Here is a 23,711-nt window from a genome sequence, read left to right as displayed (position 1 = left end):
CGGCCCGCCGAACTCCGGCGGGCCGTTTGCCGTCAGGCAGTCGCCCGGCTCGGCTGGGGCACGGCGTCGCCGCCGTCGGTCAGCGCCATCGCCCGCTCGCGCTCGACCATGTAGTCGCGGGTGATCGGCACGGTGTCGATGCGCTTGGCGAATTGCAGCTGGAACACGACATTGGTGCGATGGCGGAAGCCGACCTCGCACAGCGCCAGGTAGAATTCCCACATCCGGCAGAAGCGCTCGTCATACAGCTTCGCCGCGTCGGCCCGGCGGGCCATGAAGCGCTCGCGCCAGTGCCGCAGCGTCTCGGCATAGTGGATGCGCAGCACCTCGACATCAGTGATGAACAGGCCGCTGCGCTCCGCCATCGTCGCCAGCTCGGACAGGGTCGGCAGGTCGGCGCCGGGGAAGATGTATTTGCGGATGAAGGGATTGATCGGGCCCGGCGTGTCGGAATAGCCGATGGTGTGGATCAGGGCGACGCCGTTATCGGCCAGCAGATCGTGCAGCTTGGCGAAGAACTCGGCGTAGTTGCGTTTGCCGACATGCTCGAACATGCCGACCGACACGATGCGGTCGTAGGGGCCGGGCTCCTGCCGGTAATCGCGCAGATGGAACTTCGCCCGGTCGGCCAGGCCGGCCGCCGCCGCCCGCGCCGCGCTCAGCTTGTGCTGCTCGGTGCTCAGCGTCACCCCGGTGACGTCGGCCCCGGCCTCGCGGGCCAGGTAGAGGCCGAGCCCGCCCCAGCCGGAGCCGATGTCCAGCGTCTTCAGCCCCGGCCGGTCGAACAGCAGCTTGGCGGCGATGTGCCGCTTCTTGTTCAGCTGCGCCGTCTCCAGGCTGTCGTCAGGGCTGGCAAAATAGGCGCAGGAGTATTGCCGGTCGGCATCGAGGAACAGGTCGTACAGCTCGGCCGACAGGTCGTAGTGATGGGCGACATTCTGCTGCGCCTTGCCGACCGGGTTGTATTGCTTCAGCCCGCGGGTCACCCGCTCGATCAGCGCCAGCCAGGAATGGCGGTCGACCTTCAGGTTCCGCGCCACCAGCGCCAGGAAGTCGTAGAGCGAACCCTCCTCGACCGTCAGCTGCCCATCCATATAGGCCTCGCCCAGCGCCAGGCCGGGGTTGAGCGCGAGCGTATAGGCCAGTCGCCGCGACTTGAGGCGGATCACGGCGCGGGGCGGCGTGTCGTCGCCGATCTTGTGGACGATGCCGCCGGCGTCGATCACCCGCAGGCTGCCGGTCCGGACGATCGATTTCAGAAGTGCGATGAACATCCCGAATCAATCTCTCTTTTTTGCGCGGTCGCCTTGCGGCGCACCCGGGCACCGGAGGCGATTCCCTGTTCGAGCCCGAAGTTGGATCATGCCTCGGACTGTTTGTGTACCCTTTTTGTCGCGGCGTGGCCGCCGGGCCATACTGCCTGCAGCGAATCCGAGGGAGAAGATCATGGCCGAGGTGGCCGACAACCCGGCGCTGAACCGCTACGAGCTGGTGGTCGACGGCGTCACCGCCTTCGTCGAGTACCGCCGCGACGGCGACATCGTCGAACTGATCCATACCGAGGTGCCGAAGGCGCTGTCCGGCCGCGGCATCGGCTCCGCCCTGGCGCGCGGCACGCTCGACCGGATCCGCGCCGAAGGGCTGACGGTGCGGCCGCTCTGCCCCTTCATCGCCGCCTTCATCGAACGCCATCCGGACATCGCGGATCTGGTCGCCGCCGATCGCGGTTGACGCTGTCCGCCGCGGCCCCGCAGATTGGCCGGACAAAAATCCTGCGAGGCGGACATGGCGGAGCTGTGCGATCTGGAAGCGGTGGTGCTGCGGCGCCTGATCGGGGCGGGGGAGGTCTCGCCGGTCGATCTGGTCGAAAGCTGCATCGCCCGGATCGAGGCGGCCGACCCGGCGGTCAACGCCATCACCGCCAAGGCCTATGACCGTGCCCGGGCCGAAGCGCGGGCGGCCGAGGCGGCGGTGCGCCGCGGTGACGCGCTCGGGTTGCTGCACGGCCTGCCGATCGGGGTCAAGGATCTCAGCGACACCGAAGGGCTGCTGACCACCTACGGCTCGCCGCTCTTCGCCGACAACGTGCCCCCGGCCGACGAGCGGGTTGTGGCGGTGCTGCGCCAGGCCGGGGCGATCGTGCTGGCCAAGACCAACACGCCGGAATTCGGCGCCGGCGCCAACACCCGGAACGACGTGTTCGGCCCGACCCGCAACCCCTTCGACCGGCGGCTGACCTGCGGCGGCTCCTCCGGCGGCTCGGCGGTGGCGCTGGCTTGCGGCATGGTCCCGCTCGCCACCGGCTCCGACCTCGCCGGCAGCCTGCGCACTCCGGCCGCCTTCTGCGGCATCGTCGGCTTCCGCCCGACCCCCGGCCTGATCCCGACCGAGACGCGCGGCCACGGCTGGTCGCCGCTGCCGGTCGACGGGCCGATGGCGCGCACCGTGGCCGATGCGGCGCTGATGCTCTCAGCCATGGTCGGCGACGATCCGCGCGACCCGCTGTCGCTCGGGGTGGACGGCGACTCCCTCCGCTCGCTCGATGACATCGACCTCGCGGGTCTCACCGTCGCCTTTACTGAGGATCTCGGCTTCGCCCCGGTCGACAACCGGGTCCGCGCCGCCTTCCGCCGCGCCCGTCAGGCGCTGGAGCCGGCGGTCGGTCGCAGCGTCGACTTCGCCGTCGACATGAGCGGCGTGGACGAGGCCTTCGCCACGCTGCGCGCCGTCGGTTTCGTCGCGGCGCATCGCGAGAAGGTCGAGGCGACGCCGGACAAGGTCGGGCCGAATGTCAGCGCCAATGTCGCCGCCGGGCTCAGGCTCGGCCTCGCCGATGTGGCCGAGGCGCTGACCGTGCAGACCCGTGTCGTCCGCGACGCCGACGCCTTCCTGGCCGGGGCCGACGCGGTGATCTGCCCGGTCGCCGGGCATCCACCCTTCCCGTGTGAGGAGTGGTATCCGGCCGCGATCGACGGGCTGCCGCTCACCAGCTACTTCCATTGGCTGGCGCTGGCCTATGGCCCGACCCTGGCCGGGCTGCCCTCGGTGGCGCTGCCCTTCGGCCGCGACGAAGCTGGACTGCCCTTCGGCCTGCAGATCATCGGCCGCCGCCGCGGCGACCATGCGGTGCTCGCCGTCGCCCGCGCGGTCGAGGCCTGGGCCGGGCGGAACGGCTTCGGGCGGGCGGTGCCGGAGAGCGTCTGACGATTTTTTCGAGGAGCCTGTCACATCCGCGAAAGCCATCTCGTCTTGATGTCGAAACCGCCCCGATGGGCGGGTCCGATCTCAAGACGGGAGCTTTCCGAATGTCCAAGCGCATCTCCTGGGCCGCCGCCTCCCCCGGTGCCATGAAGGCCCAGCTGGGCGTGCACACCTATCTCGAAGGCTGCGGCCTGCCCACGACCCTGCAGGAGCTGGTGTTCCTGCGCGTGTCGCAGATCAATGGCTGCGTCTACTGCCTCGACATGCACGCCAAGGCCCTGCGTGCGGCCGGCGAAGGCCAGCAGCGGCTCGACTGCGTCGCCGGCTGGCGCGAGGCGCAGGGCCTGTTCAGCCCGCGCGAACAGGCGGCGCTGGCCTGGGCCGAGGCGCTGACCCTGGTCGCCGATACCCGGCAAGTGCCGGATGCGGTCTACGAGGCGGCGAAGGCGCAGTTCAGCGACCGCGAACTGGTCGACCTGACCCTGGCCGTGTGCTCGATCAACAGCTGGAACCGCCTGAATGTCGGCTTCGTCGTGTGGCCGAAGCCGGATGCGGAGAGCGAGCGGGCGGCCGCGGCCTGACGGCCGGTCGATCTTCAGCCCCGACGGGCGGCTTCGGCCGCCCGCCTTTTTCACCCTGTGACACCCATCCGGCTTGCACCGGATGATTTTGCACTGCAGCATCCCCGTCCGGGACGACAGATCTCGAACCGAGTGGGGAGTGCACCGAGGTGAGCGTTTCCGCCGCGATCCGGCGCATCACGATCCCGCAGCTCCGCGGCCGCAAGGGGCAGGAGCCGATCGTGGCGCTGACCGCCTACACCACGCCGGTCGCCCGGCTGCTGGACCCGCATGTCGACGTGCTGCTGGTCGGCGACAGCCTGGGCATGGTGGTGCACGGGCTCGACAGCACGGTCGGCGTCACGCTCGAGATGATGGCGCTGCACACCGCCGCGGTCCGCCGCGGCTCGGCCCGCGCCGCGATCGTTGCCGACCTGCCCTTCGGCAGCTACCAGGCCTCGCCGCGCGACGCCTTCGCCGCCTCCGCCAGGCTGATGGCGGAAGGCGCCTCGGCCGTGAAGCTGGAGGGCGGCGAGGAGATGGCGGAGACGGTGGCCTTCCTTGTCGCCCGCGGCGTCCCGGTGATGGGCCATGTCGGGCTGCTGCCGCAGTCGGTCCATGTGCTGGGCGGATACAACGCCCGCGGCCGCACGGCGGAGGAGGCCGGGCGCATCCTGGCCGCGGCGAAGGCGATCGCCGGGGCCGGCGCCTTCTCGCTGGTGATCGAGGGCACGGTCGAGCCGTTGGCCCGCCGGATCACGGAAGAGGTGCCGGTCCCGACCATCGGCATCGGTGCCTCGCCCGCCTGCGACGGCCAGGTGCTGGTGGTCGACGACCTGCTCGGCCTCACCGGCGCCGCCACGCCGCGCTTCGTCCGCCGCTATGCCGATCTCGAGGCGACCATCACCGAGGCCGCGGGCGCCTTCGCCGCCGATGTCCGCGCCCAGCGCTTTCCGGGGCCCGAGCACGTCTTCGCCGAGAAGAAGCGTCATGAGTGCTGACGCTCCCATCATCGCCCGCACCGCGGCCGAGCTGCGCGACGCCGTGGCCGGCTGGCGCCGGGCCGGCAGCCGTATCGGCTTCGTGCCCACTATGGGCGCCCTGCACGAGGGCCATCTGGCCCTGGCTGCGGCGGCGCGCCGGGCCGGGGCCGACCGGGTGCTGTTCAGCATCTTCGTCAACCCGACCCAGTTCGGGCCGAACGAGGATTTCAGCCGCTACCCGCGGCGCGAGGCCGAAGATCTGGCGAGGCTGGCGGCGATCGGCGCCGATCTGGCCTATCTGCCCGCGGCCGGGGAGATCTATCCGGAGGGTTTCGCCTTCTCGATCGTGCCCAGCGGCCCGATCGTCGCCGACCTCGAAGCGGCGGTGCGGTCCGGCCATTTCGCCGGGGTGGCGACAGTGGTGGCGAAGCTGCTGATCCAGGCCGCGCCGGACCTCGCCGCCTTCGGCGAGAAGGACTACCAGCAGCTGCTGCTGGTGCGCCGGCTGGTGCGCGACCTCGATCTGCCGGTCGAGATCCTGCCGGTGCCGACGGTGCGCGACCGGGCCGGGCTGGCCCTGTCGTCGCGCAACGCCTATCTCAGCCCGGCCCAATTGGCGGTCGCCCGGCGGCTCAATCGCATCCTGGCCGAGATCACCGCCGATCCATCGACGCTGGCCGCGGGGCCGGACCGGCTGCGCGACGCCGGCTTCGACGCGGTCGATTATCTGGTGCTGCGTGACGCCGAGACCCTGGCCGAACCGGCGCCCGGCCGGCCGCGACGGCTGCTCGCCGCGGTCCGGCTCGGTGCCACCCGGCTGCTCGACAACATGCCGGTGTCGTAGGCCTACTGCGCCGGCTGCTGCTGGGTCTGGTCGGGCGTGCCGGTCAGCGAGGAGGGCGGGGCCGACAGCGGCCGACGCTGGATCGTCTCGGCCGGGACCGCCGGCGGGGCCGGCTCGCCTTGCATGACCGGCCGGTCGATCGGAACGGTGTTCGGGTCGCTGCAGGCGGCGAGGGTCAGGACGGACAGGCCGGCGGCAGCCAGGATCAGACGGGTCATGGGCACTCCCTCGATCGTTCCATGGGGCGCGCACTCTAGCCAGACGGGCTGACAGAGGCGAGGGGGCACGCTGCCGCGCGATTGCGGCAGAAATGGGCAACGATGATCGCTGCCTTGATTCGGCCCGGTTTCGGCCCGACGGCCGCCCCCAGACGAACGGTATCCTGCCGGAGCACCGGACGGCGCCGCGGCTAAGGTGCGATCCGGCGGATAATCGAAGGAATTTCGAGATGATCCGGGTTTATTTCGCGACCAACCGGGCGCCGAATTCGCGCTCGAACCCCACCGATTTCACGGCGGATCAGTCGAACGGGACCGTCGATGAGCTCTGGTTCGGCTGGGCCGACCTGACAGCCGACGGCGCCGTGAAGAACCTGTCCGTGCCGCGCGGCGGCGATGCCCAGGGCCGGCGGCACGGCGTCGTTGAGACCTTCGACACGTTGCGGCAGCAGATCCAGGCCGAGCCGGCGGAACCGATGTTCTTCGTCCACGGCTTCGCCAACACTTTCCGCAGCGCCCTGGCACGGGCGGCGCAGCTCGCCGGATTCTACCAGGCCCAGGGCGGACCGGCCGTGTGCCCCTTTGCCTTCTGCTGGCCATCGCGCGGCGTGGTGATCGATTTCGGCTCCCTGGTCGGCGACAACAAGGCCGCCTATCGCCAGGATCGGGACGCGGCGCAGCGGTCCGGCCCTGCCTGCGGCGAAGCGCTCGTCCGCTGGTCGAACTTCGCCGGCACCCTCGTCCCCTCCCGCCGGCGCATCCTGCTGGCCCACAGCATGGGGAACTGGGCCCTCCGCAACGGGGTGCAATACGCGGTGAACCATCTGCCGATGCCGCCACGGCTGGCCGAGGAGACGATCCTGGCCGCGGCGGACGAGGATTTCGACACGCTGACCGAAGCTGGCAAGCTGCGGCCGCTATGCGGTCTCTCCGACCGCGTCACCGTCTACGTCAACCGGCGGGACTTCCCGCTCTGGTTCAGCTGGAGCGTCATGGCCAACCCCTTGCGCCTCGGCCGCCAGGGGCCGTCGCTGCCGGACGGGCTCGGCGTGAATGTCGCGGTCGTGAACTGCTCGCCGGTGGTTCCGACCGACCAGGCAGATCTGGATACCCACCAGTATTACCGGCGCATTCCCAGGGTGGCGGCGGACATCGTGCAAGTCTTGGGCGGCACCGCCAGTGCCGCCATCACCGGCCGCCGGCCCGATGGTGGCTGCCTCTACACCTTGCCGTTCACGGGCTGAGACGAAAACGGCCGGCGTGCGCCGGCCGTTTCACGTCGCGAGAACGACACTCAGGCCGCCGATTCCATCAGCTTCTTGGTGGTCTCGACCAGGCCCTTGACCGCGGCGACCGACTTGTCGAAGGCGGCCTTCTCCTCGGCGTTGAACTGGACCTCGACGATCCGCTCCACGCCCCGGGCGCCGATCACCACCGGCACGCCGATGTAGAAGCCGTCGACGCCGTACTGGCCGGTCAGATAGGCGGCGCAAGGCAGCACGCGCTTCTTGTCGCGCAGATAGCTCTCGGCCATGGCGATGGCGGAGGAGGCGGGGGCGTAGAAGGCGCTGCCGGTCTTCAGGAGGCCGACGATCTCGGCGCCGCCGTCGCGGGTGCGCTGGACGATCTGGTCCAGCTTCTCCTGCGTGGTCCAGCCCATCTTCACCAGGTCCGGCAGCGGGATGCCGGCGACGGTGGAGTAGCGGGCCAGCGGCACCATGGTGTCGCCGTGGCCGCCGAGCACGAAGGCGGTGACGTCCTCGACCGAGACCTTGAACTCCTCGGCCAGGAAGTAGCGGAAGCGCGCCGAGTCGAGCACGCCGGCCATGCCCACCACCTTCTCCGGCTTCAGGCCGGAGACCTCGCGCAGCACGCCGACCATGGCGTCGAGCGGATTGGTGATGCAGATGACGAAGGCGTTCGGGGCGTACTGCTTGATGCCGGCGCCGACCGCCTGCATGACCTTGGTGTTGACGCCGATCAGGTCGTCGCGGCTCATGCCCGGCTTGCGCGGCACGCCGGCGGTGACGATCACCACATCGGCGCCCTCGATCGCGGCATAGTCGCTGCCGCCCTTGAGCACGGCGTCGAAGCCCTCGACCGGCGACGCCTCGGCGATGTCCAGCGCCTTGCCTTGCGGCACGCCGTCGACCACGTCGAAGAGGACGATGTCGCCGAGCTCCTTGAGTCCGGCGAGGAGGGCGAGGGTGCCGCCGATTTGCCCGGCGCCGACGAGGGCGATCTTGTTGCGCGCCATAACGTGCCATCCTTGCGATGAGGGGCAGAAGAGTCGGGCCCCGTCCTAGCGCGATTTCGCGGGTGCGGCAAGGATGGGCCGGGCCCTTCCATAAGCGATCCGGGCGAAGCGGTTGTCTTCGCTCGGAAGCGCCCCAGATCAGGACCACAACAAAGGCAGGTTCCGCGATGCGCATTCTCTTCCTGGCCGTGCTCGCCGCCCTCGCTGCGGCGTCGGCCGACACCTCCCGGGCCCAGGACGCGCCGCCGGCGCAGCCCCAGACGCCGCCCCCAGCCGCGACCGACGCTCCGGCGGTCCCGCCCGCCCCGGCCGCGCCGGCGCCCGACCAGCGGCAGGCCTCCGAGACCCCGGCCGTGGTCATCGACGGCGATGCGGCCGACACTCTGCTCGGCAAGACGGTACAGAGCGCGTCGGGGGAGGATCTGGGCCGCATCGTCGATGTCGTCGTCGACCGCGCCGGGATGACGCGGGCCGCCATCATCGATTTCGGCGGCTTCCTTGGCGTCGGCACGCGGCAGATCGCGGTCGACTGGCGCGTGCTGCATTTCCCGAAGAACGGCAGCATGGACCGGATCGTCACCGATCTGTCCGAGGCCCAGCTCCGCGGCGCTCCCGCCTACAAGCGGGGCGAGCCGGTGGTCGTGGTGGGCCGGGCGGATACGGCACCGGCGCCCGCGGCCCCGGATGCCCCCGGATCGCCCTCGTCGGCGCCGGCCATGCCCGCGCCGGAGGCCAATCCGCCGGCGCCGAAGCCCTGAAGCCGCGGCCCGGCGCATGGCGGAGAACGGCGGACTCGATCGGGGCGGCACCCCGCCGCAAGCCCCGGCCCGGCAGCAGGCCCGGCCGGTCTCCGCTCGCAGCCGCCGCGGACTCGACTGGTTCGTGTTCTTCGTCGCCGACATCCAGACCGGCTTCGGCGCCTTCGTCGCCGTCTTCCTGACGACGCAGAAATGGACCCAGGTCGATATCGGCCTCGTCCTCACCGTCAGCGGCCTCGTCGGCCTGATCGGCCAGATGCCGCTCGGGGCTTTCGTCGATGCCGTGAGATCGGTCCGGATCACCGCCGCCGTTGCGCTCGTGGTGATCGGCGTCAGCGCCTTTGCCTTCGCGGCCTGGCCGATCTTCCCGGTCGTGGTCGCCTCCCGCGTGCTGCATGCGGCGGCCAGTATCATCGTCAGCTTCTGCGTCGTCTCGATCAGCCTCGGCCTGGTCGGCGGCGCGGGGATGAGCGAAAGGCTGGGCCGCAACGCCGCCTTCGCCTCCGCCGGCACGGGAATCGCCGCTGCGGTCATGGGGCTTTGCGGCCTGTACCTGTCTAGCCGTTCGGTCTTCCTCCTCGCTGCGGCCCTGGTGGTCCCGGCCCTGTTCGCCCTGTCCCGCATTCGGGCCGAGGAGATCCGGGCGACCGCCTCCTTTCATCGGGAATCGGCGGAGCCAAGGGCTCTTGCGGCCGGGCTGTCGGCCCTGGCGCGCAACCGCACCCTCGTCATCTTCGCCGTCTGCATCGCGATGTTCCACCTCGCGAACGCGACCATGATGCCGATCGCCGCCAGCATGGTGACCCTGCGGTCGAGCCAGGCGGCAACGGCGATGGTCGCCGCGGCGATGATCGTTCCCCAGCTCACCGTGACCTTCCTTTCGCCCTGGATCGGCCGCGGCGCGCAGCGCTGGGGGCGGCGGCCCTTCCTCGCCCTCGGCTTCGCCGCTCTCGCGCTTCGCGCCCTGCTGTTCGCGATGACCGGCCAGCCGCACCTCCTGGTCGCATTCCAGGTCCTCGACGGGGTGGCGGCGGCGGTGCTCGGCGTGCTCGTGCCGCTCACCGTCGCCGATGTCACGCGGCAGTCCGGGCACTTCAACCTCGCCCAGGGCGTGATCGGCAGCGCCATGGGCCTCGGCGCCTCGGTCAGCACCGTCCTCGGCGGCTTCATCGCGGACAATTTCGGCAGCTACGCCGCCTTCATGATGCTGTCGGCGATCGCCACTGTCGGCCTCGTTCTCCTGTTGCTGACGATGCCGGAGACGAAGGCAGAGGCGGAAACGGAGGCGAAGACGCGGCCGTGACTACAGCTCCGGCGCGAAGCGGGCGCGCAGCTCCTCCGGGATCGGGAAGGACTGCCGCGTCTCCAGGTCGAACATGGCGCTCACCGTCTCCGCCGTGGCGTGGCAGCGGTCGCCGACGAACAGCGCCTGGGCATAGGTGAAGGACTTGCCGCCGAGCTTCACCATCCGCGTGCCGATGCGCACCTCGTTCGGCCAGGTCAGCTCGCGCAGGAAGTTCATGGTGATGCGCACCACCACGGCGGCGCGGCTCCGGCCCAGATGGATCCCGGCGTCGCGGAAGAACAGCAGCCGCGCCGTCTCGAAATAGACGCCATAGGCGTTGTTGTTCACATGACCCAGCGCGTCGGTGTCGGAATAGCGCACGCGCTCCTCCGCCCAGTGGCGATAGGCGGCGGGATCGGTCGGGTCGAAATCGGTCACGGCGCTCTCCGTCTGGGTCCGTTCGCGACATAGCCTCGAATCGGCGGCGGAGGGAAGCCGCAGCTTGTCGCGAGACAAGGTTCCGGTCGCCTGCCGGGGGCCCACGGGCTTACCGTTTCCAGACCAGGGACAGAAGGAGAGCGCCATGAGCGCCGAGCAGGATCGCTGGCTGATCACGGTGGCCGAGACCGCGGCCCTCTTCCCCGCATTGCCGGCCGAGCAGTTCGTCTACCGCCTGCAGCACGGCACCATGAAGGTCGGGCTCTACGCCCCGCGCGGGACCGATCCGCAGGGGCCGCACAAGCGCGACGAGCTCTATGTCGTCTGGCGCGGCGCCGGCACCTTTGTCCGCGACGGCGAGCGCCGGACGTTCGGACCGGGTGACGTGATCTTCGTTCCGGCCCATATGGAGCATCGGTTCGAGGATTTCAGCGATGACTTTGCGACATGGGTGATCTTCTGGGGCCCGGAGGGCGGGGAGAAGAGCTAGAGTCGGCGGCGCCGGCCTGGGGCGCCGATCTCGGCGCGCCGGCGACGCCGCGGCAGGAGGCCGAGGCGCTGCGCCTGGCGGCGGAGATGGGCGCGGCCGCCGGCCGATTCGGCGTGGGCTGGGCGGCGCTGCAGCCGGAGGGCCGCGGCCGGCTCGACCCGGCGGCGCTGGCCCGGCTCGACCGCCGGATCGACGCGATCGGCGAGGCCGGGCTCGCCCCCTGGCCGATGCTGGCGCCGGCCGATCTGCCGCGCGACATCCGCATCCGCGGCGGCTGGACCGCGCGGGACACGGCCTGGCGCTTCGCCGAATTCGCCTGCCGCATCGCCGACCGGATCGGCGACAGGATGGCGGCGCTGGTGGTCGATGCCGGCGCCCCCGGCTTCGCCTGGACCGAGGCGGCCTGGCGCGACCGGCCGGTCGGCATGGCCGAGGACGCCGCTTTCCGTGCCGCCCTGCACCATCTGCTGCTCGGCCGCGGCCTGGCGCTGGCGGCGCTGCGGCAGGAAAGCGGCCGCTGGCGCCTCGGCGCCGCGCTCGCCTCGCCGCCGCCCGAGCCCTGGGACGACACGCTGGCCTCCTCCGACGCCGTCGCGATCGCCGAGGCGCTGGGCTGGGAGGCGTCGATCGCGACGCTGCGCGACGGCCGCTATCCCGAGCTGGCGGCGGAGCGGCTGGGCCGGCTGGTGGAGGAGGGTGACGCCGCGCGCTGCCGCGCGCCGGTCGACCTGCTGCTGCTCGACCATGCCGGGCCGCTCTGGGCCCGGATGGACAGCGCGGCCCCGGGCGGTGTCGATCTGGCCGACCGGCCGCGCGGCGGCGCGATGCCGGAGGCCGCCGGCCCCCAATCGCTGCGCCAGGCACTGGATCGCCTGGCCCGGGCCTGGCCCAAGCTGCCGGTCCATCTGACGCTGCGGATCGCGGCCGACGATCCGCCGCTGCGCGAGGGGCGGATCGAGGATGGCGCCCGGATCGAGGCGCTGGAGGCAACTCTGGAAGCGGTCGAGGCCGCGTCGGCGTCGGGCGTGCCGCTCGCGACCGTGTTTCTCGGCCCGGTGCTGGACGACGGCGCGGCGCCACCCGCCGGGCTGGCCGCCTGGGACGCCCGCACCGACGTGCCGCAGCCGAAGGAAAGCTGGCGCCGGCTGCAGCGGCGGATCCGGGGGTAAGGACGGATGATCGTCGTCACCGCCGCCGAACGGCCGGATCTGGTGGCGCAGCGCAACCCGCTGGTCGACGCGCTGTGGCCGCGCTTCATGCAAGAGGATCCGATCGCCGGTCGGCTCTGGCCGCGGCTCGACGCCGATTTCGCCGCCTTCCAGCACTTCCTTCTTGCCGAGGACGGCGCCCTGGTCGGTGCCGGCAACGCCATTCCGTTCCGCTGGTCGCTGCGCGACGAGGACCTGCCGGAGGCCGGCTGGGACGCGGTGCTCGAACAGGGCGTCGCCGACCGCGACTCCGGCCGCGTGCCCACCGCTCTGTCGGCCCTGTCGATCACCCTGGCGCCGGACCGGCGGGGCCAGGGCCTGGCCGAGCGGCTGATCGCGGCGATGAAGGCGGCGGCCGCGGCGCATGGCCTCGCCGCGCTGGTGGCGCCGGTGCGGCCGACGCAGAAGGCGCGCTATCCGCTGACTCCGATCGGGCGCTACGCCGCTTGGCAAAGGCCGGACGGCGCGCCCTTCGACCCCTGGATCCGCACCCATTGGCGGCTCGGCGCCCGGGCGGTGAAGCCTGCGCTGCGGTCGATGACAATCACCGGCACCATCGCCGACTGGGAGGGCTGGACCGGCATGGCCTTCCCGGACAGTGGCGACTATGTCGTGCCGGGCGCGCTGGCGCCGGTCCAGATCGACCGTGAGGACGATGTCGGCCGCTACGTCGAGCCGAATCTGTGGATGCGCCACCCGGTGTGAGAGGCCAGCCCGGCGGAACCGGACGGGCGGCGCGGCGTTGATTCATCACGTCGCGGGGGATGCCGCGATCCCCATCGCGGCGCCGGCCCGCGGCCTGATGGAGTGTCAGGTCATGTCTTGGACCCGTCTGCGCCGGCTCGTTCTGGCCGGCGCCGTGGCCGCCGCTGCGGCCGGTCTCGGCGGCTGCGTCGCCTATCCGGTGGGCTATGCCGGCTACAGCACCTACAGCTACGACTATGCCTATGCCCCGCCGCCGACCTATGGGTACACACGGTACGACAGCTATCCCACCTACTACAGCTATCCGCGGTACTACCGTTACCCGAGGGCCTACGGGTATCCCCGCTACTACGGCTATCCGCGCTACGGTTACGCCTATCCGCGCTATGGCTATCGGGGCGGCTATGGCTATTACGACTACGACAGGGGCAGCCGGCGGTAGCCGCTCGACCTGATCAGGCGATCCAGCCCAGCGCCGCCGCACCCAGCAGCAGGACGCCGAAGACGATCCGGTAGATCGCGAAGACGGTGAAGCGGTGCGTCTGGATGTAGCCCAGCAGCCACTTCACGGCGATGAAGGCCGTGATCGTGGACACCACGAAGGCGATCCCGAGCGCGCCCCAATCCTCATGCGCCCCGCCGTCCTTGAGCTGCCCGTACAGCTCGTAGGCGCTGGCCGCGTACATGGTCGGGATGCCGACCAGGAAGGCGAATTCGGTGGCGGCGCCGCGATTGCTGGCGCCGGCCAGCATGGCGGCGAAGATGGTGGCGGCCGAGCGCGAGGTGCCCGGGAAGATCCCGGCCACGAACTGGGCGAGGCCGACCACGATCGCGACCAGCCAGGTCACCTTGAAGCTCTCGGGCAGCTTCGCCGCCTGCCGTTCCGCCCAGATCATCCAGAGGCCGCCGATGATCAGGGCCCAGGCGATCGGCACCAGGTTCTCGGGCAGGGTGAAGCCCATCTTCTTGGCGATGAAGCCGAGCACCCCCGTGATCGCGAAGGCGACCAGCAGGCGGATACCGTAGCGGCGGTTCTCCGGCCGCCGCCAGCCCAGCACCAGGTCGAACAGGCGTCGCCAGTAGATGATCGTCACCGCCAGGATGGCCCCTGCCTGGATGACGATGTTGAAGGCGTCGGACCGTTCGCCCAGCCAGTGCTCGGCGATGATCAGGTGCCCGGTGCTGGAGATCGGCAGGAATTCGGTGATGCCTTCGATCACCCCGAGGATGATCGCGCTCAGATAGTCCAAGACAGTGCTCCGGGGTGACGAGAGGCCGTCTCGCTTGTGAACGAAGCGGGCGGATTTGGGAACCCCCGGCCGGGCCGAAAGCGCCGCTTCAACCCCGGAAGCCGGTTAAAGTTTCGTAAATTGCCCTCGACGACCCCCTTGCCCGGTCATTCCGCCGGCGAGCCTTCGCTGCGATGCACCAGAAGCTGCCGCTCCAGTTCCTTGGCGGTGCGGTTGGCCGGGGCGGTGAATCGGGCCAGGGCCCGGTAGATCACCGGCACCAGGTACAGCGACAAGAGGGTCGAGACCATGACGCCGCCGAAGATGACAACGCCGATCGCCTGGCGCGATTCGGCGCCGGCCCCGGTCGCGATCGCCAGCGGCAGGGCGCCCAGCGCGGTGGCAATAGAGGTCATCAGGATCGGCCGCAGCCGCGTGGCCGCGGCCTCGCGCACCGCCTCCAGCACGCCAAGCCCCTCGTCGCGCAGCTGATTGGCGAATTCGACGATCAGGATCGCGTTCTTCGCCGTCAGCCCGATCAGCATGACCATGCCGATCTGGGTGTAGATGTTGATCGTCATGCCGAGGAGGGCGACGGAGCCGAGCGCGCCGAAGATCGCGAGCGGCACGGTCAGCAGGATCGTGACCGGGTGGACGAAGCTCTCGAACTGCGCCGCCAGCACCAGGAAGACGATCAGGAGGGCGGTGCCGAAGGTGATGTAGAGCGAGGCGCTGCTCTCCAGAAACTCGCGGGTGTCGCCGTCCCAGGACAGGCGGGCCTCGGTCGGCAGCACATCGGCCACGGCGGCGCGGATCTCCGTGACCGCGTCGCCCAGCGTGGCGCCATCGGCCAGGCTGGCGGTGAAGCTGATGGCGCGGACCCGGTCGAAGCGGCCCAGGCTGGCCGGCCCGGCCACGTCCTGCAGCTTCACCAGGCTGGTCAGCGGCACCAGCGTGCCGCCGGACGCCCGGACGAAGACGTTGGACAGGTCGCGCGGCGTCTGCCGGTCCTCGGGCCGGGCCCGCAGCACCACGTCGTATTCCTCACCGTCGTCCTCGTAGCGGGTGACGGCGACCGTCCCGAACATGGTCTCCAGCGTCTCGCCGATGGTGCGGATCGAGATGCCGAGATCGGCGGCGCGGTCGCGGTCGATGGCGACGCGCAGCTCCGGCTTGGTCTCGTCGTAATCGGCCTGCAGGTTGCGCAGCACGGGAGAGGCGCGCAGCCGATCCTCCAGCCGGTCGCGCCACTCGACCAACTCCTCATAGGTGTTGCCGCCGATGACGAAACGCACCGGGGCGCCGGAGCCGCGGGCGAGGCCGCTAGGGTTGATGGCGACGGCGCGGATGCCGGGAATGCCGGCCAGCTTGGCTGACAGTTCGCGCACCACCTCCTGCTGCGATCGGCTGCGCTCCTCCCACGGCTTCATCTGGCCGATGACGATGACCCGGTTCACCCCGGTCGGACCCCAGGCCGGGGCCAGGATGGCGAGCAGCCGGTTGACGTCCTCCGCCTCGACATAAGGCGACAGCGTCGCCTCGATCCGGGCCAGCTGGGCGTTGGTGTATTCGACGCTGGACCCCTCCGGCGCGGTGGCGCTGACCACCACGCGGCCGCGATCCTCGGTCGGCACGAATTCCTGCGGCAGGCTGCGCAGCAGCGCCACGGCGCCGAGGCTGAGCGCCACGGCGATGGCGCAGACCAGCAGCGGGGCGCCGAGGGCGAAGCCGAGCGTCGCCCGATAGAAGCGGTTGAGCAGCTCGAAGCCATGCTCCGTCACCTTGTGCAGCCAGGTCTCCTCATTGGCCGGGCGCAGCAGCCGGCTGCACATCGCCGGGGTCAGGGTCAGGGCCACCAGCGCCGAAAACAGCACCGAGGAGGCGACGGTGATGCCGAACTCGCTGAACAGCCGCCCGACATTGCCCTGCAGGAAGGAAATCGGCACGAAGACCGCGCTCAGCACCGCGGTGGTGGCGACCACGGCGAAGCCGATCTGGCGCGAGCCGAGATAGGCCGCGACCAGCGGCGGCTCGCCATGCTCGATCCGCCGGCTGATGTTCTCGAGCACGATGATGGCGTCGTCGACCACGAGGCCGATCGCCAGCACCATCGCCAGCAGGGTCAGCACGTTGATCGAATAGCCCAGCGCCGCGAGGATGATGAAGGAGGCGGTGATCGAGACCGGCACCGCCACGGCCGGGATCAGCGTCGCCCGGACGCTGCGCAGGAAGACGAAGACGATGCCGACCACGAGCGCCAGCGCGATGGCCAGCGCCAGGAACACCTCCTCGATCGACTTGTCGATGAAGATGCTGTCGTCGGAGGAGATCTCGATCCGCACATCCGGCGGCAGCGACTGGCGCAGCGTGTCCAGCGCCTGGCGCACGCCCTCGGCCACGTCAAGGGTGTTGGCGGTCGACTGCTTGACGATGCCGAGGCCGACGGCGGGCTGGCCGTTGACGCGGAAGCCGCTGCGGTCGTCGCGCGGGCCGACCTCGACCTTGGCGACATCGCCCAGCCGCACCAGCGTCTCGCCGTCGCGGCGCAGCACGATGCGGGCGAACTCCTCCGGCGTCGACAGCCGCGTGTTGGTGCGCACCGTGAGCTCGCGGTCGCTCGATTCGACCCGGCCGGAGGGCAGCTCGACATTCTGGGATTCGAGTGCGTCGCTGACGTCCTGCACCGTCACCCGCCGCGCCGCCATGGCGTTGCGGTCCAGCCAGACCCGCATCGACGGCTGGCGCTCGCCGCCGATCGTCACCTGGGCGACGCCGTCCACGGCCGAGAGCGGGTCGACGACATAGCGCCGGGCGATGTCGCTCAGCTCGACCGCCGACCGCCCCTCGCTGGTCAGGGTGGCGTAGATGATGGGGCTGGCGTCGGCATCGACCTTGCGGATGATCGGGGTGTCGGCGTCGTCCGGCAGCCGCCCCATCACCCGGCCGACCGAATCGCGGACGTCGTTGGTCGCGCTTTCGACATCGCGCTCGATGTCGAATTCCAGCCGGACGCTGGACCGCCCCTCCTGGCTGGTCGAGCGCAGGGTGCGGATGCCGGCGACGCCGGACACGCCCTCCTCGATCACCTGGGTGATCTGGCTTTCGATCACCTGGGCCGAAGCACCCTCATAGGTGGTGGTGATCGAGACCACCGGCGGGTCGATGTTGGGATATTCGCGGACGGTCAGCCGCTGGAAGGCGAAGGCGCCCAGCACCACCAGCAGCAGGCTGACGACGATGGCGAAGACCGGACGCCGGATGGCGGTGTCGGAGAGGACCATGTCAGGTGCCCGTCAGCGCGGCTCCGGCCGCCTGCACTTCGACCGGCACGCCGTCGCGCAGCCGCTGCGTGCCCTCGACCACCACCGCTTCGCCGGCGGCCAGGCCGGACAGGATCTGCACCTCGCCGCGCAGCCGCGTGCCCAGCGTGACCTCGCGCCGCACCGCCCGGCCGTCGACGACCAGATAGACGAACTGCCGCGCGCCCTGCGGCACCAGCGCCTGCTCCGGCACCAGCAGGGCCTTGGGGTCGGTCGACAGCTGCACGCGCACCACCATGAACATGCCGGGGCGCAGCAGGCCGTCGCGGTTGTCGATCTCCGCCACCGTGGTGACCGACCGGGTGGCGGGGTCGATGCGGGTGTCGACCGAGGTGATGGTGGCGGTGAAGGCGCGGTCGGGATAGGCGTCGCTGTGCACCTCGAGCGCGACCCCCGGGGCCAGCCGCGGCAGCAGCACCTCCGGCAGGTTGAAGTCCACCTTCACCCGGCTCAGATCGTCCAGCGTGACGATCGCGGTGCCGGGCGACACCAGGGCGCCCGGGCTGACCTGGCGGATGCCCAGCGTGCCGGCGAAGGGGGCGACGATCACCCGTTCCGCCAGCCGGGCCTTCTGCGCCGCCACCGCCGCGGTCTTGACCTCGACATCGGCGCGCAGCGTGTCCAGCTGGGCTTGCGGCATGTTGCGCGACCGCGACAGGGCCTCGCCCCGTTCCAGGGCCAGGCGGGCATTGCGCAGCTCTGCCTCGGCGGAGGCGACGGTCGCCTCCAGCTCGGCGCTGTCCAGCCGGATGATGGGAGCGCCCGCGGCCACGACCTGGCCGTCCTCGAACTCGATCCTGTCGACGATGCCGCTGGTCTTGGCGGTGATTGTGACCGCCTCGCGCGCCCGGGTGGTGCCGACCGCGTCGATAGCCTCGGTCACCGTGCCGGTGCGCACCGGCGCCAACGCCACCGGGACCGCGGCAGGACCGCTGCGCGGCGCCACCGCGCCATCGGCCTGCCATGGGGCATAATGCCACACGCCCGCCGCTGCCGCGGTGAGCAGGCCGATGACCACCAGTTGTTTCCACACGCGCATGCGTCCGCGAAGCCCCCTTCCGTCCGCGCACCCGAACCCGCGGGCACATTGTACTACCAACGGCCCGTTTCTTCTTGGCTGATGCCGTCCGTGTTCTTCACGGCACAGTCGGGAGATTCCGTCGCGGCGATGCCGAGATCGGGAACAGCTCATGACATTCTGTGTTTATGGCATCGATATGACGATTTCGCGCTGCACCCAGCAGCGCCACTGGAAGGGACCCGAGGGGCGGCCGATCGCGCCGGCCGTGGGGACAGGCGGAATGGGATTGCTCTACAGCGAAGCGGAGGATGTGGTCGATCTGCACGGTCGCCGCATCCTGATCGTCGAGGACGAGCAGATCGTGGCGCTCGACCTGGAGTTGACCCTGCGCACCTGGGGCGGCACCGTGGTCGGCCCGGCAACGACGGTGTCGCGCGCCGTCGAGATGGCGCGCAGCCAGCCGATCGACGGCGCCATGGTCGACCTCAACCTGTCCGGCGGCGCGGCCTTCCCGGCGGTCGACATCCTGCTGCAGCGCGGCGTGCCGGTGATCCTGGCGACCAGCTATCCGCGGGAAAGCCTGCCGGCCCCGTACCGCAACCTGCCGATCCTGCCGAAGCCCTACGATCCGCGCCGCTTCTCCGGGCTGGTGCAGTCGATCTTCAGCGTTCCCGCACGCCCGACCAGTATCCACTGACCGGCCGGTCTCAGGCGCTCCACGGCTGGGCCTCGGTCTGCACTGCCTGGCCCGATGCCTTGGCTGCCGCGATCGACAGCGCCAGATACTGGTCCTGCGCCGCCTCGGCGAAGCCGTAGATCTCGTCTCCCGTCTCGACATAGCGGGCCATGCCGGCCAGGCAGGCGCCGACGGCGATCTCGTCGTCGTTCAGCCGCGTGCCGGCGAAGGGGTTGCGGTAGACCCATTCCGTCCCGGCCAGGATGCCCACGAGATGGTGGCCCTGGATATCGGCGTATTGCCCGGCGTCCTGGCGCAGCAGGCGCAGCGTCACCGGCGTGCGGTGGTCATGCAGGAAGCGCAGCTCGTCATCCTTGATCTCGCCGCGCTCGCCCCGCACCAGGAGGCGCGGCGACCGGATCCAGTGGTGGTACTGGTCGCCGGTGAAGTCGAACACCGCCAGCCTGTCGCCGAAATCGAGCGTGGCGATGGTCTGCTCGGACCGGGCGATGCGAAGCTCGTCCGGCGGTCCCGCCCGGGTCGGGCCGGCGACGATCGGGCTGGTGAAGCCCTGCGCCCGGATGGTCGCGGTCTCGAACCGCAGGCCGAGATATTTCCGGATCAGGCTGACGCCGTGATAGCCATGCGCCACCGCGACATGGGCGTGGCTCGGCGTGCCGATGCGGCCGGCGGCGATCAGCGCCAGCCGGGCTGCGTGGGTCGGCTGCAGGAAATACTGCTCGGCCACCTGGATGCGGGCGCCGCCGCGGACCAGCTCGGCGAGGTGCCGCAGCCCGTCCAGGTCGGGTGCCGGCGGCGTCTCGGTCAGCACCGGCAGGCCTTCGGCCGCCAGCTCGGCGATCACCCCCGGCGCGGCCGTCTGCGACACCGACACCACGACGAATCGCGGGCGGGTCAGGCGCAGCAGAGCCTCGGTCGTGCGGAAGGTCGGCAGGCCCCATTGCGCCTCGAAGGCGGCGCCGCGCGCCGGGTCGCGCACCACCACGCCGTCGACGCGGAAGCATTCCGGCAGGGCCCGGGCGACGCGCAGGAAGAACTCGGTGCGCCAGCCGGGGCCGACGATGGCGAAGTTGCAGGGGCTCACGGGCAATCCTTCCGGCGGGCGCGGGTGGCATAAACCGATCTCACCCGAGACGGCAAAGGGTGTAAACCGGCGCGGGACGCGACGGGAGGGGTAATGGCGAAGCGGCCGCGGGCGGATCTGGTGCTGGTCGAGCGCGGCCTGGTGGAAAGCCGGGCCCGGGCCCAGGCGCTGATCCTGGCCGGCCTGGTCTATGAGGGCACGCGCCGGGTCGAGAAGCCCGGGGACGGCATCGCCGATCCGGCGGCGGTGTCGGTGCGCGGCCGCGACCATCCCTGGGTCAGCCGCGGCGGGTTGAAGCTGGTCAAGGGCCTGGACCATTTCGGCATCGATCCGGCCGGGCTGGTCGGGCTCGATGTCGGTGCCTCGACCGGCGGCTTCACCGACGTGCTGCTGCATCGCGGCGCCGCGAAGGTCTATGCCGTCGATGTTGGCCACGGCCAGCTGGCCTGGTCGCTGCGCCAGGACCCGCGGGTGGTGGTGCTGGAGCGGACCAACGCCCGGCATCTGGACCGGACGATGGTCCCCGACCCGATCGGCATCGTCGTCTGCGACGCCAGCTTCATCGGGCTCGAGACCGTGCTGCCCGCGCCGCTGGCCCTGGCCGCGCCGGGCGCCTGGCTGGTGGCGCTGATCAAGCCGCAATTCGAGGTCGGGCCGGACCGGGTCGGCAAGGGCGGGGTGGTGCGCGACCCGGATCTCCACCGCGAGGTCTGCGACCGCATCGCCGCCTGGCTCGCCGCCCGTCCGGGCTGGCGGGTGCTGGGCGTCACCGAAAGCCCGATCACCGGCCCGGAGGGCAATGTCGAGTTCCTGATCGGCGGCCGGTTCGAGGGGTGATCGTTCTAGCTCGAATCAAAAACTCTCACTCGTCATCCCGGGCGCGGCGCAGCACGGAGTGATGCGCCGCAGAACCGGGATCTCTTCGATGTTCGTGCTGAGATCCCGTGTCTGCGCCGCGGCACTTCGCGCCCCAGCGCGCACGGGATGACGACAGATTTCATCGGGTGCAGTGGTCACCGTCCCAGCACCATCGGTGGCATCGCCGCGACCGGCCCGTCCGTGGCGGCGGCGAAGGCGCCGAAGCGTTCCAGGATCGGCCCGAGGCCGGCTTCGGCCAGCGCCCCTTCGCCGAACGGGCTGCCCGAGACCAGCCGGCGCAGCGTCTCGAGCGCCGAGCGCGGGCGCGGCAGCCGCTCCACCGCCACCTTGGCGTCGGGGCCGAGGCCGATCGCCTGGCGGGCGATGACCATGGCGGCGTCGAGGCCGCCCAGCCGGTCGACCAGCCCGTTCTTCGCCGCCTCGCTGCCCAGCCAGACCCGGCCCTGGGCGATCGCGTCGACCGCCCTGGCCTCCAGCCCGCGGCCCTTGGCCACGAGCTGGACGAAAGCGTTGTAGCCGGCGTCGATGCCGGCCTCGAACCGGCCCTTCTCGCCGGCGTCCATGGGCTCGTTCAGGGTCCAGATCCCGGCATTGCGGCCGCGCTGCACGCTGCCCCAGTTGACCCCGACCTTCTTCCACAGCGCCTGCAGCACCGGCTTGCCGGCGAAGATGCCGATCGACCCGGTCAGGGTCGAGGGCTCGGCCACGATCGCCTTGGCCTGGGCGGCGATCCAGTAGCCGCCGGAGGCTGCGGTCTCGCCCATCGACACCACGATCGGCTTGCCGCTGTCGCGCGCCCGCTCGACCGACCGGCCGATCAGCGCCGAGGCGACGACCGAGCCGCCGGGGCTGTCGATGCGCAGCACGATCGCCTTGATCCGGCTGTCCTCGACCGCGTCGTCGATGGTCTCGGCCAGCTCGTGGCCGACGATCCGGCGTTCCAGGCTGCCGTCGGACGGATCGTCGACGATCGGCCCGGTGGCGTAGATCACCGCGACGCGCGGCTGGTCGCGCCCCGCCTCGGGCTCGGTCGCGGCGAGATAGTCGCTGGCCTTGACCTCGGCCAGCTTGCGGCCGATCCGGGCGTCGACCAGCCCGTCGACCTCGTCCCAATAGGCCAGCTTGTCGATCAGCCGCGCCTCGACCGCCTCCCGGGCGGTGTAGGGGCCGCCATCGATCAGCCGCCGGACCTCGTCCGGCGGCAGGGCGCGGCCCTGGGCGATGCCGGCGACCAGCTGCTCGTAAAGGCCCTGGGCGATGGCCTCGTTCACCGTCCGGCTGGCCGGCGTGAAGTCGCGCTCGGTGAACGTCTCGGGGGCCGACTTGTACTGGCCGCGCTTGCTGACCTCGGCCTGGATGCCGACGGTGTCCAGGAGGTCGCGGACGAACGGCACCTCGACCGAGATGCCGGTCAGGCCGACGGCGCCCTGCGGCATCATCAGGGTCTGGTCGAAGCCGGCGGCGAGATAGACCGCGACATTGCCCGGCCCGGCGCTGCCGAAATCATCGGCATGGGCCACGGTCAGCTTGCCGGCCCGCCGTGCCCGGTCGATGGCGTCGCGCAACTCCTGCGCCGAGGCCAGCGGCACCGCGTCGGGTGCCAGCCGGGCGACGATGGCGCCGACCCGCGGATCGGCGGCGGCGCGGTCGATCGCGTCGATCGCTTGGTGCAGCGTCAGCGGGGTGCGGGTCAGGCTGAAGCCGCTGCCCGGGACCTGGTCCGGCACGCCGCGGCGCAGATCCAGGACCAGGGCGAGATCGCCCTTCGGCAGCTGCGGCGTCCGCGTCGCCAGGTACCAGGCCGTCCCGCCGACGACCGCGAGCAGCAGCAGGAACAGCACGCCGAAGATGATGAGGATGGCGCGGGTGAAGCGGCCCATGATGCGTCCTGCCCGGAATCAGCGATTCATCGCGTGATAGTCGCGGTTCGGCATCATGTCGACGCCCGAGGCGACCCGGTTCGACATGTTGAAGAAGCCGACGACGTCGCAGATGTCGAAGATGTCCTCGTCGGAGAAGCCGTGCTCGCGCAGCGCCGCGCGCTCGGCGTCGCCGACCCGGTGTGGCTCGGTGGTCAGAAGCCAGGCGAAGTCCAGCATGGCGCGGTGGCGCGGCGGCAGCCGGGCGACGCGGTAATTGAAGGCCAGCATCTCGCCCAATTCCGGGTCCTCCGACAGCCGCCGCACCGCCTGGCCGTGCGCGACCAGGCAGTAGTAGCAGCGATTGGCCGAGGACACGGTGACGGCGATCATCTCCCGCTCCAGCTTCGACAGCCCGCTGTCGCCCAGCATCAGCTCGTTGTAGGTGGCGATGAAGTTGCGCAGCTTCTTCGGCCGCAGGCTGTAGGCGCGGATCACGTTCGGCACCAGCCCCAGCTTCTCCAGGCACTTGGCGTAATAGGCCTTGAGATCCTCGTCGAGCGCCGTCTCGTCCGGGATCGGGAAGGCCATGACGTGATCGGGCTGCGGCACTGTGGGGCTCCCTCTCTGATCGCTGGGCCGCAGCCTAGCAGGCGCCCGGGGCCGGGTCGAACC

The 23,711-nt window shown here is 70.8% G+C and carries 24 protein-coding genes; 14 read left to right on the top strand and 10 right to left on the bottom strand.

The window, feature by feature from the left end; translation table 11 throughout:
- Positions 1–32: 32 nt before the first annotated feature.
- On the bottom strand, positions 33–1,274 hold the full coding sequence (locus tag KXR53_RS09935; RefSeq protein WP_437374966.1) for a class I SAM-dependent methyltransferase: 1,242 nt from the start codon (positions 1,272–1,274) through the stop codon (positions 33–35).
- Between the two features lie 172 nt (positions 1,275–1,446).
- On the opposite strand from KXR53_RS09935, the gene KXR53_RS09930 reads away from it, so the two are divergent.
- The 5 genes from KXR53_RS09930 (at position 1,447) to panC (ending at position 5,588) form a co-directional block, all read left to right on the top strand.
- Positions 1,447–1,731, top strand: a complete 285-nt coding sequence (locus KXR53_RS09930) for a GNAT family N-acetyltransferase (RefSeq protein WP_437374965.1) — start codon at positions 1,447–1,449, stop codon at positions 1,729–1,731.
- Between the two features lie 54 nt (positions 1,732–1,785).
- Complete coding sequence (locus KXR53_RS09925) at positions 1,786–3,204, top strand: amidase (RefSeq protein WP_437374964.1); 1,419 nt, start codon at positions 1,786–1,788, stop codon at positions 3,202–3,204.
- A gap of 101 nt (positions 3,205–3,305) precedes the next feature.
- Entirely contained in the window at positions 3,306–3,782 is a 477-nt protein-coding gene (locus KXR53_RS09920; protein WP_437374963.1) for a carboxymuconolactone decarboxylase family protein, read from the top strand.
- A gap of 149 nt (positions 3,783–3,931) precedes the next feature.
- Complete coding sequence (gene panB / locus KXR53_RS09915) at positions 3,932–4,762, top strand: 3-methyl-2-oxobutanoate hydroxymethyltransferase (protein ID WP_437374962.1); 831 nt, start codon at positions 3,932–3,934, stop codon at positions 4,760–4,762.
- Positions 4,752–5,588 (top strand): pantoate--beta-alanine ligase, encoded by an 837-nt coding sequence (gene panC / locus KXR53_RS09910; RefSeq protein ID WP_437374961.1) that lies wholly within the window; start codon positions 4,752–4,754, stop codon positions 5,586–5,588. Before panB ends, panC begins: the two co-directional genes overlap by 11 nt.
- Positions 5,589–5,590: 2 nt before the next feature.
- Here the strand turns inward: panC and KXR53_RS09905 are convergent, their stop codons facing one another.
- Positions 5,591–5,806 (bottom strand): hypothetical protein, encoded by a 216-nt coding sequence (locus tag KXR53_RS09905; RefSeq protein WP_437374960.1) that lies wholly within the window; start codon positions 5,804–5,806, stop codon positions 5,591–5,593.
- 92 nt (positions 5,807–5,898) lie between these two features.
- On the opposite strand from KXR53_RS09905, the gene KXR53_RS09900 reads away from it, so the two are divergent.
- Positions 5,899–7,050: an alpha/beta hydrolase gene (locus tag KXR53_RS09900; protein WP_437374959.1), complete on the top strand. Its 1,152-nt coding sequence runs from the start codon at positions 5,899–5,901 to the stop codon at positions 7,048–7,050.
- A gap of 50 nt (positions 7,051–7,100) precedes the next feature.
- Here KXR53_RS09900 and mdh read toward each other — a convergent pair whose 3' ends face one another.
- The gene (gene mdh, locus KXR53_RS09895) at positions 7,101–8,063 is read right to left on the bottom strand and encodes a malate dehydrogenase (protein ID WP_437374958.1); all 963 of its coding nucleotides are present in this window, start codon (positions 8,061–8,063) and stop codon (positions 7,101–7,103) included.
- A 167-nt stretch (positions 8,064–8,230) separates the two neighbouring features.
- On the opposite strand from mdh, the gene KXR53_RS09890 reads away from it, so the two are divergent.
- Entirely contained in the window at positions 8,231–8,821 is a 591-nt protein-coding gene (locus tag KXR53_RS09890) for a PRC-barrel domain-containing protein (RefSeq protein WP_437374957.1), read from the top strand.
- Between the two features lie 16 nt (positions 8,822–8,837).
- Positions 8,838–10,124 carry an MFS transporter gene (locus tag KXR53_RS09885; protein WP_437374956.1) on the top strand — a complete coding sequence of 429 codons (1,287 nt, stop codon included), beginning with the start codon at positions 8,838–8,840 and terminating at the stop codon, positions 10,122–10,124.
- On the opposite strand, the gene KXR53_RS09880 is transcribed toward KXR53_RS09885, so the two are convergent.
- On the bottom strand, positions 10,125–10,544 hold the full coding sequence (locus KXR53_RS09880; protein WP_437374955.1) for an acyl-CoA thioesterase: 420 nt from the start codon (positions 10,542–10,544) through the stop codon (positions 10,125–10,127).
- A 145-nt stretch (positions 10,545–10,689) separates the two neighbouring features.
- Here KXR53_RS09880 and KXR53_RS09875 point away from each other — a divergent pair, with 145 nt between their 5' ends.
- The 4 genes from KXR53_RS09875 (at position 10,690) to KXR53_RS09860 (ending at position 13,389) form a co-directional block, all read left to right on the top strand.
- Entirely contained in the window at positions 10,690–11,034 is a 345-nt protein-coding gene (locus KXR53_RS09875) for a cupin domain-containing protein (RefSeq protein ID WP_437374954.1), read from the top strand.
- Entirely contained in the window at positions 10,992–12,203 is a 1,212-nt protein-coding gene (locus KXR53_RS09870; protein WP_437374953.1) for a family 1 glycosylhydrolase, read from the top strand. The genes KXR53_RS09875 and KXR53_RS09870 overlap by 43 nt, the downstream gene beginning before the upstream one ends.
- Positions 12,204–12,209: 6 nt before the next feature.
- Positions 12,210–12,947: a GNAT family N-acetyltransferase gene (locus tag KXR53_RS09865; protein WP_437374952.1), complete on the top strand. Its 738-nt coding sequence runs from the start codon at positions 12,210–12,212 to the stop codon at positions 12,945–12,947.
- Positions 12,948–13,059: 112 nt separating this feature from the next.
- The gene (locus KXR53_RS09860) at positions 13,060–13,389 is read left to right on the top strand and encodes a hypothetical protein (protein ID WP_437374951.1); all 330 of its coding nucleotides are present in this window, start codon (positions 13,060–13,062) and stop codon (positions 13,387–13,389) included.
- A 13-nt stretch (positions 13,390–13,402) separates the two neighbouring features.
- On the opposite strand, the gene KXR53_RS09855 is transcribed toward KXR53_RS09860, so the two are convergent.
- The 3 genes from KXR53_RS09855 to KXR53_RS09845 form a co-directional block, all read right to left on the bottom strand.
- Entirely contained in the window at positions 13,403–14,197 is a 795-nt protein-coding gene (locus KXR53_RS09855) for an undecaprenyl-diphosphate phosphatase (protein WP_437374950.1), read from the bottom strand.
- Between the two features lie 146 nt (positions 14,198–14,343).
- Positions 14,344–17,457: an efflux RND transporter permease subunit gene (locus KXR53_RS09850; protein ID WP_437374949.1), complete on the bottom strand. Its 3,114-nt coding sequence runs from the start codon at positions 17,455–17,457 to the stop codon at positions 14,344–14,346.
- Between the two features lies 1 nt (position 17,458).
- A complete protein-coding gene (locus tag KXR53_RS09845; protein ID WP_437374948.1) occupies positions 17,459–18,529 on the bottom strand; it encodes an efflux RND transporter periplasmic adaptor subunit in 1,071 nt (356 codons plus the stop codon).
- Positions 18,530–18,797: 268 nt separating this feature from the next.
- Here KXR53_RS09845 and KXR53_RS09840 point away from each other — a divergent pair, with 268 nt between their 5' ends.
- Positions 18,798–19,214, top strand: coding sequence for a hypothetical protein (locus KXR53_RS09840; protein WP_437374947.1), 417 nt, complete (start codon positions 18,798–18,800; stop codon positions 19,212–19,214).
- A gap of 10 nt (positions 19,215–19,224) precedes the next feature.
- Here the strand turns inward: KXR53_RS09840 and KXR53_RS09835 are convergent, their stop codons facing one another.
- Complete coding sequence (locus KXR53_RS09835) at positions 19,225–20,298, bottom strand: Gfo/Idh/MocA family protein (RefSeq protein WP_437374946.1); 1,074 nt, start codon at positions 20,296–20,298, stop codon at positions 19,225–19,227.
- Between the two features lie 93 nt (positions 20,299–20,391).
- Here KXR53_RS09835 and KXR53_RS09830 point away from each other — a divergent pair, with 93 nt between their 5' ends.
- Positions 20,392–21,135 carry a TlyA family RNA methyltransferase gene (locus tag KXR53_RS09830; RefSeq protein ID WP_437374945.1) on the top strand — a complete coding sequence of 248 codons (744 nt, stop codon included), beginning with the start codon at positions 20,392–20,394 and terminating at the stop codon, positions 21,133–21,135.
- Between the two features lie 176 nt (positions 21,136–21,311).
- On the opposite strand, the gene sppA is transcribed toward KXR53_RS09830, so the two are convergent.
- Positions 21,312–23,057 carry a signal peptide peptidase SppA gene (sppA, locus tag KXR53_RS09825; protein ID WP_437374944.1) on the bottom strand — a complete coding sequence of 582 codons (1,746 nt, stop codon included), beginning with the start codon at positions 23,055–23,057 and terminating at the stop codon, positions 21,312–21,314.
- Positions 23,058–23,075: 18 nt separating this feature from the next.
- On the bottom strand, positions 23,076–23,648 hold the full coding sequence (locus KXR53_RS09820) for a peroxidase-related enzyme (protein WP_437374943.1): 573 nt from the start codon (positions 23,646–23,648) through the stop codon (positions 23,076–23,078).
- Positions 23,649–23,711: the final 63 nt, after the last annotated feature.

Source organism: Inquilinus limosus (assembly GCF_051487185.1).
Taxonomy (GTDB): domain Bacteria; phylum Pseudomonadota; class Alphaproteobacteria; order DSM-16000; family Inquilinaceae; genus Inquilinus; species Inquilinus limosus_F.
The sequence above is the reverse complement of the archived record's forward strand: the minus strand, read 5'-3'. Positions and strand labels throughout refer to the sequence as shown.

Excerpts from the sequence above, each read along its gene's own strand:
- KXR53_RS09860 (WP_437374951.1), top strand. The coding sequence starts at position 13,060 with ATGTCTTGGACCCGTCTGCGCCGGCTCGTTCTGGCCGGCGCCGTGGCC.
- KXR53_RS09850 (WP_437374949.1), bottom strand. The coding sequence starts at position 17,457 with ATGGTCCTCTCCGACACCGCCATCCGGCGTCCGGTCTTCGCCATCGTC.
- panC (WP_437374961.1), top strand. The coding sequence starts at position 4,752 with ATGAGTGCTGACGCTCCCATCATCGCCCGCACCGCGGCCGAGCTGCGC.
- mdh (WP_437374958.1), bottom strand. The coding sequence starts at position 8,063 with ATGGCGCGCAACAAGATCGCCCTCGTCGGCGCCGGGCAAATCGGCGGC.
- KXR53_RS09885 (WP_437374956.1), top strand. The coding sequence starts at position 8,838 with ATGGCGGAGAACGGCGGACTCGATCGGGGCGGCACCCCGCCGCAAGCC.
- KXR53_RS09890 (WP_437374957.1), top strand. The coding sequence starts at position 8,231 with ATGCGCATTCTCTTCCTGGCCGTGCTCGCCGCCCTCGCTGCGGCGTCG.
- KXR53_RS09865 (WP_437374952.1), top strand. The coding sequence starts at position 12,210 with ATGATCGTCGTCACCGCCGCCGAACGGCCGGATCTGGTGGCGCAGCGC.
- KXR53_RS09840 (WP_437374947.1), top strand. The coding sequence starts at position 18,798 with ATGGGATTGCTCTACAGCGAAGCGGAGGATGTGGTCGATCTGCACGGT.
- KXR53_RS09870 (WP_437374953.1), top strand. The coding sequence starts at position 10,992 with ATGGGTGATCTTCTGGGGCCCGGAGGGCGGGGAGAAGAGCTAGAGTCG.
- KXR53_RS09925 (WP_437374964.1), top strand. The coding sequence starts at position 1,786 with ATGGCGGAGCTGTGCGATCTGGAAGCGGTGGTGCTGCGGCGCCTGATC.
- KXR53_RS09935 (WP_437374966.1), bottom strand. The coding sequence starts at position 1,274 with ATGTTCATCGCACTTCTGAAATCGATCGTCCGGACCGGCAGCCTGCGG.
- sppA (WP_437374944.1), bottom strand. The coding sequence starts at position 23,057 with ATGGGCCGCTTCACCCGCGCCATCCTCATCATCTTCGGCGTGCTGTTC.
- KXR53_RS09930 (WP_437374965.1), top strand. The coding sequence starts at position 1,447 with ATGGCCGAGGTGGCCGACAACCCGGCGCTGAACCGCTACGAGCTGGTG.
- KXR53_RS09900 (WP_437374959.1), top strand. The coding sequence starts at position 5,899 with ATGGGCAACGATGATCGCTGCCTTGATTCGGCCCGGTTTCGGCCCGAC.
- KXR53_RS09830 (WP_437374945.1), top strand. The coding sequence starts at position 20,392 with ATGGCGAAGCGGCCGCGGGCGGATCTGGTGCTGGTCGAGCGCGGCCTG.
- KXR53_RS09905 (WP_437374960.1), bottom strand. The coding sequence starts at position 5,806 with ATGACCCGTCTGATCCTGGCTGCCGCCGGCCTGTCCGTCCTGACCCTC.
- KXR53_RS09875 (WP_437374954.1), top strand. The coding sequence starts at position 10,690 with ATGAGCGCCGAGCAGGATCGCTGGCTGATCACGGTGGCCGAGACCGCG.
- KXR53_RS09920 (WP_437374963.1), top strand. The coding sequence starts at position 3,306 with ATGTCCAAGCGCATCTCCTGGGCCGCCGCCTCCCCCGGTGCCATGAAG.